We start from the raw sequence: 16,148 nt of genomic DNA, 5'->3' as shown, positions 1-16,148 counted from the left end.
TTCGCCTATAGTGCTTACCCGCATGCCATCCCTTCTCTAGGAACGAAATGAGCAGCCTGAGTAAATTGCTGAATGTCCTGGACCTGTTCGGTCCGGCGACGTTGAAGATCGACCCGGACACCATCGCCGAGCGCATGGGCCTGTCGCGCGCCACCGCGTATCGCTATGTCAAGGAATTGTGCGACGCCGGCCTGCTGACCCGCGTGGACGCCGGCCACTACGGCCTGGGGCCGCGCGTGATCGAGCTGGACTGGATGATGCGCCAGTACGACCCCATACTTCTGGCGGGGCGCGAGCTGATGCACGAGCTGTCGGCGCAGACCGGCCTGGCGGTGTTCGCCAGCGTCTTCTACGACGGACGCATCATCAACACCTACATTGCCGAACCCACCGACACGTATCACTTCTCCTTCGGGCGCGGGCATCCGCTGCCCTTTTTCGCGGCGCGCAGTCCAAGGTATTGATCGCTTTCCAGAAAGGTCGACGCCTGCAGCGTCTGTTCGAAGAGCATATGGCCAGCGACCCGGAAAGCCCGTACGACTGGGCCAGCTTTGCCAAGGCCACAAAGAAGATTCGCAAGGATGGGTACTGCATGACCCATGATGAACTCAACCTCGGCCTGACCGGCATCGCCGCGCCCATCATCCAGCCGGATATCGACGAGGTGATCGGCAGCCTGTCCGCCGTCGGCAGCACCCAGAACTTCAAGCTGCTGCGCCAGGAAACCGTGATTGAAATGGTCATGGACACCACCCGCCGGATTGCCGAGAACCTGCGCAATCCGCCGGGCGCCGCCGCATCCTGAGGTTCAGGCGCGGCGGCTGCGGTGGGCTAGAACGGCACGGCGATGGTCAACTGGCTGTAAACATTGGTGCCGTTGCCGGCGACCTGGTTGCCGCCCGTGGTGGCGTCCTGCTTGGGCTTGTAGAGGCCGATCAGCGGCGTGACGATCAGGTGCGGGTTGACGGCCCACTCGGCGTATACATCCAGCTCCCGAGCATTGAGGTTCAGCGCATTGCTCTTGCGCACGGTGTCGAAGTCGAAGTACAGCGCACCCAGAGTCAGGTTTTCCAGAGGCGTGGCCTTGAGGGCCACGTGCTGGATGCTGGTGTTGCTGTTGAACGGCCCGGCATAGTTGCCCGCGACTTCGCCCTGCAGCCAGGTACCATAGCCAGTGCTCAAGCCGGTGAACAGCGAATCCCACTGCTGTGAGTAGCGGGTGTAGCGGTAGCTTACCTTTGGCGCCCAGGCGACATCGGCAAAGGTGTAGCCGGCTTCGCCGTACCAGGCTTTTTCGGGGCCGGTATCCTTGTCCTGCCAGGCATATTCGAACGCGAGGCTGACATTCGGCAGGCCTGCGTCGCCTTCGCCGCGTACGCTGTAGACATTCATGCCCTTGCGCTGGCGTTGAAAATCACTGGCCCAGCGTTCGTTCACATCGATGCCGTGCACCCAGGTCAAGCCCAGAGTGCCCGGCTTGGTGGTGTAATCAAGGGTACCGGCGGCCACTTCGGTTTCAGCCTGGGCGCGGTTATCGGACTTGAGCCACAACAGGCTGCCGTGCAGACCATCCTTGCCGCCCAGCCGCAGGAACGCGGTTTGATCGAAGGCGTGCCGCGCGGCCAGGTAATACGCACCGCCACGGTTCATCGTGCCATTGGCCGGCCCCTTGCCCAGGTTCGGACCGTCGTCGTTGATCAGGAAGCCACTGCCGAGCTTGACCACCTGGCGACCGCCGGAAATGTCCACGCCGTCCTTGCCCAGGGCCGGAAACAGGTCGCCGGAGCGCCAGCCCAGGTACGCATCTTCGATTTTGGTGGTGCGTTCGCTGCCCAGGGTATTGCCGGCCGGGTCACCGTCACCCCAGGTCGCGGAACTGACCAGCGCGAAGGCGCCATAGGCGGTGCCATTTCCGGCCAGGGACTGGTCGCCGCTCAAGCCATACTTGATGAAACCTTCGCGCCAGGTCGAACCGCCCGGCGTGCCGTCATAGTTGTTGCGGCTGTTGAACATGCCGAACACGGCGGTCATGTCGGCATTCAGATGCCGACTCTCATCGCTGTACAACTCATAGGCCTGAGCCTGACTGATGGCGCAAAGCGTCAACGTACAGGCCAACGTACCGCTGAGAAATGACGTGGAGGGATACCGCATGATCGAAGCTCCTTGGGTGCGCCTTTTGAGAGGCTGTCTTAGTTGTTGAGGCGTTATTCGGCTGCGCGGTTGTTGACGAACAGCAACTGCTGGCCGGTAAATTCCAGCAACCCTTCCAGGCCAAACTCGACGCCGAAGCCGGACATCTTGCTGCCGCCGAACGGCGTGTTCGGCTGAATGCGCGCGTGGCAGTTGACCCAGGCCACGCCACTCTCCAGACGGCTGGCCAATGCCTGCGCTTGCTCAACGTCCGGGCCCCAGACCGAACCGCCCAGGCCCATGTCGCCGGCATTGGCGCGGCGCAACACATCCTCGACATCCTGATAAGCGATCAGCGGCAATACCGGCCCGAACTGTTCCTCGTCGACCAGACGCTGGCCATCGGTCACATCCGCCACCAGTGTGGGCGGGTAGAAGAAACCAGGACGATCCAGGCGTGCGCCGCCACACAGCACCCGCGCACCGTGTGCCCGCGCATCGGCAATCAGGGCGTCCACCAGGCGCAGTTGATCGAGGTTCTGCACCGGGCCGAAGTTGACGCCGGGCTCCAGGCCATCACCGACCACCTGCCGCTCGGCAATTTTTGTCAGTGCCTCGGCAAACGCCTTGTACTGGGATTCGTGAATGTACAACCGCTTGAGGGCGGCGCAGGTCTGGCCCATGTTGAGGAAGGCGGCCTGGAAGATCTCTTCGACCACCTCCTCCACCGGCGTGCCAGGCAAGACAATCGCCGCGTCGTTGCCACCCAGTTCGAGCGTCAGGCGCTTGAGGTTGGTGGCGGCCCCGCGCATCACGCTCTGGCCGGTGGCGGTGGAGCCCGTGAACACAATCTTCTGGATCCCCGGGTGCGAGGTGATCGCGCTGCCGAAACCCTGCTCGCCGGTCACGGAGTTGATGACGCCGTGGGGCACATGCCGCCCGATGATTTCAACCAGGCGCAACGTACTCAGCGGCGTCAGGCTCGACGGCTTGCTGATCACGCAGTTACCCGCGCGCAGCGCCGGCATGATGTGCCACACGGCAATCATGAACGGCCAGTTCCACGGCGTGATGGAAGCCACCACGCCCAGGGGCTTGCGATGCAGCTCGACGCGCTGGGTCGGGGTCTCTTCCACCAATTCCACGGCAATCTCTTGCCCGGCCGCGTAGCGGGTCCAGGCGGCGGCGCCCATGACTTCGGAAAACGCCAGTTCAAGGGGCTTGCCTTGTTCCTGCACGATCAGCCGAGCCAGGGCGTCGGCGTCCTGCTCGATGTCATCGGCGATCGCATTGAGGCGCTCGCAGCGCAGAGCGTGGGCGCTGTGGCGCCAGGTCTTGAAAGCCGCCTGGGCGGCGGCTACCGCCTCGTCCAGCTGCGACAGCGAACCGGCCGGGCATTGCGCGAATACGGCGCCGGTCGCCGGGTTTATCACGTCGAACTGGCCGCTTTCACCGCCAACCGCAACGCCATTGATGAACATCTTGTAAGGGTGCATATGCAATTTCCTTTAACGCAGACGAGCCTTGCCGGACAGTGGCAAGCGAACAATTCACAGTAGAGAGGTATCGATCCAGACCTTAGAGCTTGTGGCTGCCCAGGGCCATAAACCGCTGCGGCGACACCTTGCGCAGGCGCATGGCGAGGTACAGGCCGCTCAGCAGGGCTGCGGGAATCACTGCGCACAAGCTGTAGGACAAGAGCTGGCTGGCTCCCGTGAGCACATCGAAATGCGCCACCGCCAGCACCAGCACGCCCAGCAACGCCAGGCACGAGAGCACTGGCAGAATGCGCCCGCGCAGCAAGCCGACCTTGTGCTCGGGATGCCGATGGAAATACACGCAGATCGCCACTGAGGTCATCGCCATCAGCAGGATCACGCACAGGGTTGCCAGGTTGGAGAACCAGGCGAACAGTTGCAGAATCGGGTCGGCGTCCATCGCGGCGAAGATCAACACCACCACCGCCGCGATCAGGCTCTGTAAGGCCGACCCCATGTGCGGGCTCTGGTGCACGCGGTGGGTGGTGCCGAGCACGCTGTGCAGCAGGCCGTCACGGCCGATGGCGTAGAAATAGCGCGCCGCGGCGTTGTGGAACGCCAGCAGTCCGGCGTAGATGCTGACCATGAACAGCACGCGGATGACCTGGGTCAGCTGCGGGCCGACAAAGTGATCGGACATGCCGTAGATAAAGGTGGTGGGGTCTTGCAAGGCCAGCAGCATCGGCACGATTTTGTCCGCGCCCACGCCCACCACCATCGACCATACCGACAGCGCGTAGAACCCGCCGATCAGCAGCACCGAGCTGTAGGTGGCAATCGGGATGGTGCGCTGCGGGTCTTTCGCCTCTTCGCCGTAGATGGTCGTGGCCTCGAAGCCGATGAAGGCGGCAAAGCAGAACAGCAGGCCGATGGACGGAGTGCCGCTGAACACATGCTGGCTGGTGAACGAGTCGAGATTGACGCCGCTGTCGCCGCCGGTCTTCAGGATGGCGAAGTCGAGAATCAGGATCGCCAGGTATTCGGCGATCACCACCAACGACAGGACCCGCGCCGAGAGGTCGATCTTGCGATAGCCGAGAAACGCAATGCTGGCCATCGCCATCAGCGAATAGGCCCACCAGGGCAAGACCACGCCCGCCACGCTCTCCATGGTGCCGGCGACCACGCCACCGAACATGCCATACAAGGCGATCTGCAGGATGTTGTAGGCGAACATCGCCAGCACCGCCGCCGAACCGCCGGCCAGGCCACCCAGGCCCCGGGAGGTAAAGGCGTAGAAACCGCCGGCGTTGGTAACGTGACGCGACATGGTGGTGTAACCCACCGAGAACGCCATCAGCACCAGCAAGGCCAGGATCAGCAATGCCGGGGTGCCCGCGCCGTTGCCCAGCATGATGCCGATCGGGAAGCCGCCGGCGATCACACTGAGCGGACTCGCCGCGGAAATAACGAAGAAGATGATGAAGCCGACACCCAGGGCGCCACGCTTGAGCTCCGTGGAGCTGTTGACCGGGAGAGTTACGCTCATGTTCTTGACCTTATTGTATGAGGCAGTCGCTGTGGGGTAGCCCCGATCCAGGCGCTATCGGTGCCGGGTAGCGCTTTTATTGTTGAGGTTGGGCGCTGTATTCGATGCTATGCCCGCCCACGAACACCTCGCTATCCCAAATCGGTAACATCGCGGGCGGCGCCCCAAAACAGGTCAGGGCCCGATTCACTCCCCGCCGATTTGGGATAACGCTACGGGCCTGCAGTCGTGCAAGCTAGCATCACCCACCCTACGCCTGCCTGAGCCTGAAGTTGCCGGCGTCGGCCATTCAATTATCGAGTGCACCCTATGTCCGCCAAGCGCCGCTGGCTGATCCTCGGCATTATTTCCAGCGCATTGCTACTCATCGTCATTGACATGACCGTGTTGTACACCGCCTTACCCACCCTGACCCGCGAGCTTGGCGCGACAGCCTCGCAAAAGCTCTGGATCCTGAATATCTACGCGTTGATTGCCGCCGGCCTGTTGCTGGGCATGGGCACACTCGGGGATCGCCTGGGGCACAAGCGTCTGTTCCTCGGCGGGCTGGTTGTGTTCGGCCTGTTCTCGCTCATCGCGGCCTTCTCGCCCTCGGCCAATGTCTTGATCGGCGCCCGAGGTGGCCTGGCCGTCGGCGCGGCGATGATGATGCCCGCCACCCTGGCGCTGATCCGGCTGACGTTCAGCGACGCACGCGAACAGGCCATGGCCTTTGGTGTGTGGGCGTCGGTGGCCTCCGGCGGCGCGGCGCTCGGTCCGGTCGTGGGCGGCTTGCTGCTGGAGCATTTCTGGTGGGGCTCGGTGTTTCTGATAAACGTGCCGATTGTGCTGGCGGCGCTGCTGCTCGGAACGCTGTTGATCCACGACCATCCGGGCAATGCGCAGCGGCACTGGGACTGGCTGGGGTCGCTGCAGGTGATGATCGGTTTGATAAGCCTGGCCTATGCCGTCAAGGAACTCGGCAAGCGGTCGCCCTCCTTCGCGGCCATGCTGGTGGCGCTGCTGCTGGGTGCGTTGTTCCTGACGCTGTTCATTCGACGTCAGCGCCGGGTCGCACAGCCGATGCTGGAACTGTCACTGTTCGCCATGCCGCTGTTCAGGAATGCGGTGATTGCGGCCGTCGCTTCAGCCGTCGCGTTTATCGGCATGGAACTGGTGTTCAGCCAGCGTCTGCAATTGGTACTGGGGATGTCACCGTTGCAAGCGGCACTGTTTATCCTGCCGCTGCCCCTGGGTTCCTTCGTGGCCGGGCCACTGGCCGGCTACTACCTGTCGCGCCTGGGCAACCGGCGCATGCTGTTCTGGACCTTGCTGTTCTCGGCGGCCGCCATGCTGGCGTACCTGTTGCTGCACAACGCGGCGGTACCGCTGCAAATTGTCAGCCTCGCCCTGCTGGGCATGGCCATGGGCGCGGCGCTGACGGCGGCGTCCAGCACCATCATGCTCAGCGTGTCCACGGACAAGGCCGGCATGGCCGCGTCCATCGAGGAAGTCTCCTTCGAACTGGGCGGTGCCGCCGGCGTGACACTGGCAGGCAGCCTGTTGTCGGCGATATATGCCTGGTCCGCCAGTTTGAGCATGCCAGCCCGGTTGAGCCTCAATCCCCTGACGTTCGAGAGCCTGGACGACGCGCTGCTGGTGTCGGCAACGTTATCGAGCGATGACGCGGCGCTCCTGACAGGGCTGGCCCGTTCGGCGTTCGATACGGGCTTCGTGGCCGTACTCGCGGTACTGGCAGCCCTGCTGTTGATCGCGGCGCTGCGGGTCCGGCCCGGCCGGCAAGCAGCGGTCATGCCGCGAGCGTAGAAAAATGACCGAACCGGGCTCGTTAAAACCCCAAGGCCGGCCGATATATGACATACCCAATAAAAAGCCAGTGGCCCAGGCCAATGACTGGTCAACCGGCACGCTGTTCACTAGCGAGATACTCCGATGCTCGACACGCTCTCCATCCGCTTGAAAATCATCTTGCTGTCCGGCTTGTGCCTTCTGGGCGTGATCGGCCTGATCGTCAGCATGAACCTCTACCAGGGCAACCAGAACAGCCGGTTGATCGGTACGTCCAGCAGCAAGATGCTGACCGACAGCGGCGAGAACCTGCTGCTGGCCAAGGCCGCGGAACAGGCGGGCAATTTGCAGCGCGCCTTTGGCAACAACCTGTTGCTGATAACCGCCCTCTCCGACCAGACGATCCAATTACGGAACATGGCCGCCCAACGCGGCTTGCCGGCCGCGACGTTGCGCGAGGAAGTGAACCAGAGCCTGAAGACAACCTTCGAGCACAACCCGCAGATATTGGGGCTGTGGCTGGTTTTCGAACCGAACGCGCTGGAAGGCCAGGACAGCGAGTTCGTCAATGACGCGGCGCGCGCCTCCAATGAAAAGGGCCGCTTTTCCAGCGCCTGGAACCGCGGTGGCGGCGAATCGTTGAACATCCTTATTCCCGAAGCCGATTTGCACAAGACCGAGCTGAGCATCAGCGGCACCCCCTATAACAGTTGGTACACCTGCCCGCGAGACACAGGACGCACCTGCCTGTTGTCGCCTTACGCCGATACCCAGGCCGGGCAAGTGCAACTGATGACCACGCTGTCGACACCGCTGATTGCCGATGGCAAGGTCATCGGCACCCTCGGTGTGGACCTCGCACTCGGCGCCCTGCAAGCGGCGGCGAGCGATGCCCAGCGGACGCTGTTCAACGGCTCGGGCAGCATGCTGATTGTGTCCGACAGCGGCGTGCTCGCGGCCTACAGCAAGGACGCAGGCCAGGTCGCCAAACCGGTCAACGTCACGTTGGGCGAGCAAGGCAAGACGATACTCGCGGCTGTGGCGCAAAAAAAACCGGCGGTGCTGGCCGAGAATGACTTGATCCGTGCCGTCTACCCCGTCGCGCCCATCCCCGACGCGGCGGCGTGGGGCGTGGTCATCGATTTGCCCAAACAAGTCTTGCTGGCCGACTCGATCGCGCTTCAGGCCTTGCTTGACCAGACCCAAACCCGCGACACGCTGGAGTCGCTGCTGGTGGCCATCGGCGCCGGGTTGCTGGGCCTGCTGCTTATCTGGCTCACCGCCTCCGGCGTGACGCGCCCGATCAACAGTGTCGCGCAGATGCTTAAGGCAATTGCCAGCGGCGACGGCGACCTGACCCAACGCCTGCACTACAGCAAGAAAGATGAACTGGGCGAACTGGTGAACTGGTTCAACCGTTTCCTCGACAAACTGCAACCGACCATCGCGCAGATCAAGCAGAGCATCACCGATGCGCGCGGCACCGCCGACCAATCCTCGGAAATCTCGCGGCAGACCAGTGAAGGCATGCAGGTGCAATTTCGCGAGATCGACCAGTTGGCAACCGCGTCCAACGAAATGAGCGCCACCGCCCATGAAGTCGCCCACAGCGCCTCGAATGCGGCCCAGGCGGCACACGGTGCCGACCAGGCGTCGAGGGACGGCATCAGCCTTATCGAGCGCAGCACCCGCGACATCACCGCCCTGGCCAGCGAGGTCAGTAAGGCGGTGAATGAAGTCGAGGCCCTGGCGGTCAACAGCGAGCAGATCGGTTCGGTGCTGGAAGTGATCCGCAGCATTGCCGAGCAAACCAACCTGTTGGCACTCAACGCGGCGATTGAAGCGGCGCGCGCCGGGGAAAGCGGCCGGGGGTTTGCGGTGGTAGCCGATGAAGTGCGCAACCTGGCCAAGCGCACCCAGGATTCAGTGGAAGAAATCCGCCTGGTGATCGAGCGCATCCAGACCAGTACGCGCGGCGTGGTCGCCACCATGTATTCCAGCCAGACACTGGCCCAGGACAACGCCGGGCAGATCCACCAGGCCGTGCAGGCCCTGAGCAAAATCAGCGAGGCGGTCACGGTAATCAGCGACATGAACATGCAGATCGCCAGCGCGGCGGAAGAACAAAGCGCGGTGGCCGAAGAGGTCAACCGAAACGTCTCGACCATCCGCGGGGTGACCGAGACCCTTACCGAGCAGGCCGCCGAGTCGGCGCAGATCAGCAGTCAGCTCAACGCACGGGCCAATCAACAGATGACACTGATGGACCAGTTCCGCGTATAGCGCACGGCGCCAGGGTGGCGCGTGACGTCTGGGACGGCAACTCGGCGAACAGCGCATGGTACTCGGCCGCGAAATGGCTGAGGTGGTAAAACCCCCATTGGGCCGCTGCGTCGCCAATCGAGAGGCCCGCGGTCTGGGTGGACATCAAGCTGCGGCGCACGCCATTGAGCCGCACGCAACGCAGGTAGTTCAGGGGCGTGGTCTCGGCCACGGCGCGAAAACTGTTCTGCACGGTGCGCCGGCTCACCTGTAGGCGTTCGCACAGTTCGAACACACTGGGCACGTCGAACTGCCCGGCAGCCGCCATACGGTGGCATTTCTCGACGATAAAACTGCGTGTGGAACTGGGCGTGCGCTGCTGCTTGTCGCAGGCCGGGTCGGCCATCAGTTGCACCAGCTCATCGAGCATGGCCTGTTCCAGCGCCTGTTCATGTTGCCGCTCCTGCACGCTGTCGTGAGTCCCATCGGCCATGGCCTGGGCGAACAGCGCGAGCAAGCGCCGACGGGCCTCGGAGAAACGCTGGCTGGACACCCTGATAACCGGCTGGCGCAGCAACAGGCTGACGTCCTTCGCCGATGCCGTTTGCGCCAGTGCCTGCTCGAACAATTCTCGCTCGAAGGTAATCGACAGCAGCTGCATGCCCATCGGCATATGGAACATGAACTCCTCGCCGCCGTGCAGAAAGAACAGGCTGCTGTCGTCCACCTCACGCCCCTGCATGCGCATCGAACCCGGCACGTTGATCGGCACCGCGAAGCACATCTTGCCGCGCGGCGCGACGCCGTGTTGCACGACACGCTGGTTGATCTGTTCGAGGAAAACGTGGCAACCGCCCGTGGTCAGCTGCATCAGCGTACTCTCGGTCGAGCCGGCGGTTAACTGGTTGTAGTCCTGGTTCCACTGCTGCACGTTGGCGGCATGAACGTGCACGTCCTTAAAATGACCGATGCTATTATTTCTCATAATGAGCGACACCTACTAATTATTTATTCTTTTAAGGCGTTTTTATTTCTTTATATTCTCACATAAAGCAATTTATGCAAATTCCAGCGCCATTTAAAGGGCACGCCGAATGACCTGCGCCAGCACGCCCATGTGCCGATTCGGGCTACCTGCCTGGCGCCCGCTACGGAGATGATCAACCCCACATAAAACACCCTTGCAGAGAATCCGTCATGAGTGAAGCCCAGCTTGCAGCCCTCCATTTTGCCGATGCACCGCGAATCACCTCCAGCGCGCTTCCCGGGCCCAAGACGTGCGAGGCCCTGGCACTGTCGGCGCGCACCGAGTCCATGGCACGCGGCGGCGGGCGCATGCCGATCGCCATGGACCGCGCCTTCGGCGCCACCTTCAAGGATCCCGACGGCAACACTTACATCGACCTGTCCGCCGGGGTCGGCGTGAGCAGCGTGGGCCGTTGCCACCCCAAAGTGGTGCAGGCCATTCGCGAACAGTCCGAAGTGCTGATGCATGCCCTGGAAATCAACAGCACCCGCCGCACCGAGCTGGCCGCCAAACTGTCCGAAATCGCCCCTGACGGCCTGCGTGGCGATTGCATTACCTTCTTCACGCAAAGCGGCAGCGACGCATTGGAAGCCGCCATCAAGTTCGCCAAGCGCATCACCGGGCGGCACCAGATCATCGCCTTCCATGGCGGCTACCACGGTGTCTGGAACGCCTCGGGCTCGCTGACAACCGGCACGGCCTACCGCAAGGGCTTTGGCGCACAGATGGGCGGCGTGATTCACGCGCCCTACCCTTACGCCTACCGCTTTCCCTTCGACACCACCCACAAAAGCGCCGAACAGATCGCCGGCGACTACATCGACTATCTGCTCAATACCCCGTACACCGCCGCCGATGACGTGGCGGCCGTGATCGTGGAACCGGTACAGGGCGAAGGCGGCTACGTGCCGCCCTCGCCGGAGTTCCTGCAACGGTTGCGCCAGGCCTGCGACCGCAGCGGCACCTTGCTGATTGTCGATGAAGTGCAATCCGGCGCGGGTCGCACCGGCAAGATGTGGGCGGTCGAACATTCCGGCGTGAAGCCCGACATGCTCACCTTCGGCAAAGGCATCGGCAGCGACCTGCCGATGGCCGGCCTGATTATGCGCTCGGACCTGGCGGCGAAGATTCCCGACGGCTCTATGCCCAATACCTTCGCCGCCAACTCGCTGTCCGCGGCCGTGGCGCTGACCAACATCAGCATCCTCCAGGACCCCGATCTCGACCTGCTCAACCGTGCCCACGCGCTGGGGCTGGAAGCCCAGGAACGTATCCGTGGCTTCAACAGCCCGCTCGTGGGGGAAGTGCGCGGGCGCGGCCTGATGATCGGTATCGAACTGGTCGAAGACTCCGTCAGCAAAGCGCCCCTGGCGGGCGAGAAGATCGGTCAGTTGATGGGCTACCTGCTCAACCACGGCGTCCTGATGATCCCCTGTGGCCGCTACAGCAACGTGATGCGCGTGATGCCTTCGCTGACCATTTCCCGCGAGCTGTTCTTCAAGGCCCTGGATATCTTCGGCGACGCCCTGGCGTCCCTCAAGGCCTGATCCTGCCCTCTTATGGAACACAAAAAATGACTGAGCACTTGAAGCATTTCATCGCTGGCTTGGCCGTCGACAGTTCCGACGGCCGTCGCCTCGACCTGATAAACCCGGTGACCGAACAGGTGTACGCCAGCTCCGCGCGCGGCACGGCCGAGGACGTGGACCGCGCCGTGGCAGCCGCGTACAGCCAGCTCGAGGGCGGCGCCTGGAGCCAGCTCGACGGCGCACAGCGTGGCCGGCTGCTGTCGAAGCTGGCCGACCTGGTAGAGCGCGACAGCGAATTACTCGCCGACCTGGACGCCAACGCCATCGGCCGCTCGCCCATCGAACCACGCCGGATGGACCTGCCCAACGCGATCGCCAATCTGCGCGCCGCGGCCGGCTGGGCCAACCAGCTTGAAGGCCGGACCATTCCCAGCGGCGGCTACTTCGGCACCCGGACCCTGTCGTACACGGTACGCGAGCCGGTGGGCGTGGTGGGTGCCATCGTGCCCTGGAATTCGCCGCTGATGATAACGGTGTGGAAGCTCGCCGCCTTGCTGGCGGCAGGCTGTACGGTGGTCATCAAGCCTTCGGAAGAAACCCCGCAATCGGCGCTGCACCTGGCGGCGCTGGCGCAGGAGGCGGGTTTCCCGGACGGCGTAATCAACGTGGTCACCGGCTACGGCAACGAAGTAGGCCGGGCCCTGTGCGAACACCCGCGCATCGCCAAGATCAGCTTCACCGGCAGCCCCGAGGCCGGACGCGAGATCCAGCGCACCGCCGGCGTGCTGTTCAAGCGCGTGGCCCTGGAGCTGGGTGGCAAGAGCCCGCAGATCGTGTTCGACGACGCGTCCTTCGACGACGCCTTGCGCGGCTGTGCACTCGGCCTGTTCGCCAACCAGGGCCAGGTCTGCGCCGCCGGTTCGCGCATTCTGGTGCAGCGCAGCATCGCCGAGCGTTTCGGTGCGGCGCTGGCCGAGGCTGCTCAGGCGGTGAACGTGGGCGACCCGCGCCAGCCCGGCGTCCAGATGGGCCCGGTGGCCAAGAAAGCCCAGTTCGAGCGCGTCAACCGCTACATCCAGCTCGGCATCGACGAGGGCGCCGTGCTACTCGCCGGCGGGGTATCGAGTCCTGAACGGGGCTGGTTTGTGCGGCCGACGATCTTCGCCCATGCGCGCAATGACATGGCGATTGCCCAGGACGAAATCTTCGGCCCCGTGGGCACGCTGATCGCCTTCGACAGCGAAGAGGAAGCGATCGCCCTGGCCAACGACTCCAGCTACGGCCTGGCGGCCACGGTATGGACGACCGACCTGTCGCGCGCGCACCGCGTCGCGGCGGCGGTGAAGGCCGGCGCCGTGGGCATCAACTGCTGGAGCCCGCTGGACGCCAACCTGCCCTGGGGCGGCCTCAAGACCAGCGGTATCGGCCGTGAAGGCGGGTTCAGCGGCGCGCTGGCCTACACCGAGGAAAAAGTGATTACCGTGCTGCTGCCTGCCTGAGCGTACTTTCCGCACTGACCGCGCCACCCTCGACAAGGGTGGCCCTTCAAACGTGCATAGAACCGTGGAGAGCCTTATATGACCCCATTAGATCAACCGACAATAGATCGGTACCCAACCGCCCTGCGCGTATTGCACTGGGTACGTGCCGTACTGGTCCTGGGCCTGCTCTGGGCAGGGTGGCACATGACCGGCCTGAACGATGAAGTGCCGAGCAAATACGAGCTGTATTACCCCTGGCACAAATCCTTCGGGTTACTGACGTTTCTGCTGGTGCTGACCCAGATCACCCTGCGCTGGCGGGCACCGAGCATTCCGCAACCGCTGGAGACACTGGCACCGTACGAGCGGATCCTTTCCAGACTGACGCAACGTGCAATGTATGCGCTGGTAGTGATCGTGCCCTTGATGGGGTACTCCATGTCGAGCACCTACACGATGAGCGACGGCGTGTTCTTTTTCGGGGTTAATTTGCCGGAGCTGCTGCCCAAGAATGACGATTGGTTCGCCGTGTTCCAATGGCTGCACAAAGTCCTCGCCTACACCCTGCTGGCGCTGATCGTGCTGCATGTGGTGGGTGCGCTCAAGCACCGGTTTTTCGACAAGGACCCGCGCAAAGACGTGCTGCGTCGCATGCTATGAACCAGGAAGGCGTTGGCGCAGGATGCCAACGCCTCGTTAGATATCGCTTGAAACGGAGCCCACCAAGGGTCTGGTGCTTGCGAAAGCAGCTCTGGAACATGAATGAGCTTTAGCACAGCCGGCGTCGATCTGGTGCGTCAGCAGGCCTGCGTCCATGGCTCTGCGCACCACCACACGTACCATGTGATAGGCCTCGCGAAACGACAGATCCGCTTCCTGCACTATCAAGTGTGCCAGCTCGATGTTCGGCGCCGCGCTGCGCAACACCAGGTAGAGGAGTTTCAGGCAGCGCAGGCTTTCTTCCACCACCTACCAGAACCCACGGGCGCCCTCCCGGTCGCCGTCGCCGGTATGGGAGAAATTGCTTCCCTTGATGCTGATGCTCGCCCCCCATCAGCAGACCGACGATATGCCCGCTGCGCCCCTTGAGATACTCCAGCACCGTCGGATTTTTATTCTGGGGCATGATGCGATGTCGCGGCGACGCTGTCAGGAAAGTCGATTGGGCTAAAATCGTGGGTGCTCCAGACGAAATAATCTTGGGCCACGCGACCCCAGAATAAAGCGGCCAAGAACCGCTCAAAAAGAGTGGCTGTCTAAAAAGGGTGCCCTCGGGAACGAGGGCACCTCCACCAAGGAGCAAAAGTGGAAACTATTCCAGGCGCACGGATGAAACGCTCTGCCGGTTTCTAGTGCTAACTGCGTTATTTACGTCATGCTTTTCTTTGATCAAGCTAGATCTCGCAAGAAGTACAGAACGTTTGCCAGGCAAAACTCGGCGATCCGACGGTGAGCTATGGCGTGTGCAGGGATACAACTTTATCTAAACGGCGAGGAACAAAAACAGGTGACATCAGTCACCTGCCAGGTATCAAAATGTCGTAGCAAACACCAACTGGGTGTACACATTTGTATCGTTGTTACCCAACTGCGTCCCCCCCTTCTCTGCACTCTTGTCTGGCTGGTAGATGCCTAACAACGGCAAAACGGTCAGGTGCTGATTAACGCGCCATTCGGCATACAAGTCGATTTCATGACCATCGGTGTTACTCACGTTACGATCGATGGTGTCGTAATTAAAGTACATGGCTCCGAGGGTCAGGCTTTCCAAAGGATTGACCTTGAACGTAACATTCTGGATACGAGCGTTATTGTTGAAGGGGCCGGCATAGTTACTGGCCACTTCACCCTGGAACCATGTGCCGTAGCCACGACCCGTCCCATAAAACAAGGTGTCATAACCCTCTGAAAAGCGGCTGTAGCGATAGCTGGCGCTCGGCTTCCACGGAGCATCAGCAAAGGTCCACCCTGCTTCCAGATACCAAGCGTCCTCATTCGCCGCATTCGGTTTGTTTTGCCTGGCGTATTCACCCGACAAAAACAGGTTTTCCACGCCCGCATTACCCACTGCGCGCACGCTGTAGGTCTTCATGCCTTCACGCTCAAGCTGCAGGGGCGAAGCGTACTGTTCAGCGATTTTCGTGGTATTGATGTACGTCAGGCCAACCGTACCGGCTGCAGCCACGTGTTCCAGCGTACCGACGTACATCTCGGTATTGGCCTGAGAGGGGTTATCGGATTTAAGCCACATCAGATCGCCACGCCAGCCCTCTTTACCGCCAATGCGCAACACGGCTGTCTTATCGAACGCTTTGCGGGCAGCCACGTAGAAAGCACCTCCACGATTGTACTGTCCGTCGCCGAGGCCGCGACCTGCACTGAAGGCATCGCCCTGAATAAGGAAGCCGTCGCCCACTGCAATATTCTGTCGACCGAATGAAAAGTCGATGCCGTCTTTGCCAAGGACTTCAACTAGGTTGCCCGAGCGCCATCCCAAATAAGCATCTTCAATCTTGGTGGTGCGCTCAGATCCATCTGTGTAGCCAGCAGCGTCCCCGTCCCCCCAAGTGGCCGAACTGACCAGTGAGAAGGCACCATAGGCCGTCCCTGCGCCTCGCAATCCCTGATCGCCGCTCACGCCGTACTTGATGTAGCCCTCTCGCCATGAGGACGCCCCCTGTGTTAACCGGCCAGAGGCTGGATAACTTTCACGACTGTGGAAAACGCCAAAAACCGCATCCAGGTTAGCATTGAGATGGGTGTCATCTCGGGAAAAAAGCTCATAAGCGCCCGCGGGAGTTGTTGCATTGAACAGTGCAGCGAGGGTACAAAAGTGAAGCAGGGAATATCGACGCATGGTTGCATTTCCATTTTTTTTATTGGGTTAAGCGATACATTAAA

General features: G+C 62.0%; 11 protein-coding genes and 2 pseudogenes. 7 read left to right on the top strand and 6 right to left on the bottom strand.

The window, feature by feature from the left end; genetic code table 11:
- Positions 1 to 47: 47 nt before the first annotated feature.
- Positions 48 to 805, top strand: a pseudogene (locus AB4O35_RS16950) (IclR family transcriptional regulator).
- Positions 806 to 831: 26 nt separating this feature from the next.
- Here the strand turns inward: AB4O35_RS16950 and AB4O35_RS16945 are convergent.
- The 3 genes from AB4O35_RS16945 to AB4O35_RS16935 all read right to left on the bottom strand — a co-directional run bounded on the left by AB4O35_RS16945 (position 832) and on the right by AB4O35_RS16935 (position 5,160).
- Entirely contained in the window at positions 832 to 2,154 is a 1,323-nt protein-coding gene (locus tag AB4O35_RS16945; RefSeq protein WP_175403054.1) for an alginate export family protein, read from the bottom strand.
- A 53-nt stretch (positions 2,155 to 2,207) separates the two neighbouring features.
- A complete protein-coding gene (locus tag AB4O35_RS16940; RefSeq protein WP_065873516.1) occupies positions 2,208 to 3,629 on the bottom strand; it encodes an aldehyde dehydrogenase family protein in 1,422 nt (473 codons plus the stop codon).
- Between the two features lie 82 nt (positions 3,630 to 3,711).
- Complete coding sequence (locus tag AB4O35_RS16935; protein ID WP_065873517.1) at positions 3,712 to 5,160, bottom strand: APC family permease; 1,449 nt, start codon at positions 5,158 to 5,160, stop codon at positions 3,712 to 3,714.
- Between the two features lie 309 nt (positions 5,161 to 5,469).
- Here AB4O35_RS16935 and AB4O35_RS16930 point away from each other — a divergent pair, with 309 nt between their 5' ends.
- The 3 genes and pseudogenes from AB4O35_RS16930 (at position 5,470) to AB4O35_RS16920 (ending at position 9,231) form a co-directional block, all read left to right on the top strand.
- On the top strand, positions 5,470 to 6,966 hold the full coding sequence (locus AB4O35_RS16930; protein WP_056858414.1) for an MFS transporter: 1,497 nt from the start codon (positions 5,470 to 5,472) through the stop codon (positions 6,964 to 6,966).
- A 126-nt stretch (positions 6,967 to 7,092) separates the two neighbouring features.
- A pseudogene (locus AB4O35_RS16925) lies at positions 7,093 to 8,373 on the top strand (methyl-accepting chemotaxis protein); the annotation flags it as partial.
- Positions 8,374 to 8,475: 102 nt separating this feature from the next.
- On the top strand, positions 8,476 to 9,231 hold the full coding sequence (locus tag AB4O35_RS16920) for a methyl-accepting chemotaxis protein (protein ID WP_371905584.1): 756 nt from the start codon (positions 8,476 to 8,478) through the stop codon (positions 9,229 to 9,231).
- Here AB4O35_RS16920 and AB4O35_RS16915 read toward each other — a convergent pair.
- The gene (locus AB4O35_RS16915) at positions 9,179 to 10,195 is read right to left on the bottom strand and encodes a helix-turn-helix domain-containing protein (RefSeq protein ID WP_065873519.1); all 1,017 of its coding nucleotides are present in this window, start codon (positions 10,193 to 10,195) and stop codon (positions 9,179 to 9,181) included. The two genes, AB4O35_RS16920 and AB4O35_RS16915, sit on opposite strands and share 53 nt — an antisense overlap.
- A gap of 212 nt (positions 10,196 to 10,407) precedes the next feature.
- Here AB4O35_RS16915 and AB4O35_RS16910 point away from each other — a divergent pair, with 212 nt between their 5' ends.
- The 3 genes from AB4O35_RS16910 (at position 10,408) to AB4O35_RS16900 (ending at position 13,907) form a co-directional block, all read left to right on the top strand.
- Complete coding sequence (locus tag AB4O35_RS16910; RefSeq protein WP_056858411.1) at positions 10,408 to 11,784, top strand: aspartate aminotransferase family protein; 1,377 nt, start codon at positions 10,408 to 10,410, stop codon at positions 11,782 to 11,784.
- 26 nt (positions 11,785 to 11,810) lie between these two features.
- Positions 11,811 to 13,265: an aldehyde dehydrogenase family protein gene (locus tag AB4O35_RS16905; RefSeq protein WP_056858410.1), complete on the top strand. Its 1,455-nt coding sequence runs from the start codon at positions 11,811 to 11,813 to the stop codon at positions 13,263 to 13,265.
- 78 nt (positions 13,266 to 13,343) lie between these two features.
- Entirely contained in the window at positions 13,344 to 13,907 is a 564-nt protein-coding gene (locus AB4O35_RS16900) for a cytochrome b (RefSeq protein WP_065873520.1), read from the top strand.
- Between the two features lie 36 nt (positions 13,908 to 13,943).
- Here the strand turns inward: AB4O35_RS16900 and AB4O35_RS16895 are convergent, their stop codons facing one another.
- Positions 13,944 to 14,213 (bottom strand): hypothetical protein, encoded by a 270-nt coding sequence (locus AB4O35_RS16895; RefSeq protein WP_236447445.1) that lies wholly within the window; start codon positions 14,211 to 14,213, stop codon positions 13,944 to 13,946.
- Positions 14,214 to 14,778: 565 nt separating this feature from the next.
- Complete coding sequence (locus AB4O35_RS16890; RefSeq protein ID WP_065873521.1) at positions 14,779 to 16,104, bottom strand: alginate export family protein; 1,326 nt, start codon at positions 16,102 to 16,104, stop codon at positions 14,779 to 14,781.
- Positions 16,105 to 16,148 lie beyond the last annotated feature (44 nt).

This window comes from Pseudomonas sp. H1_A03 (assembly GCF_054685145.1).
Note: the sequence above shows the minus strand (reverse complement) of the source record. Positions and strands in the feature narration are given on the sequence as shown.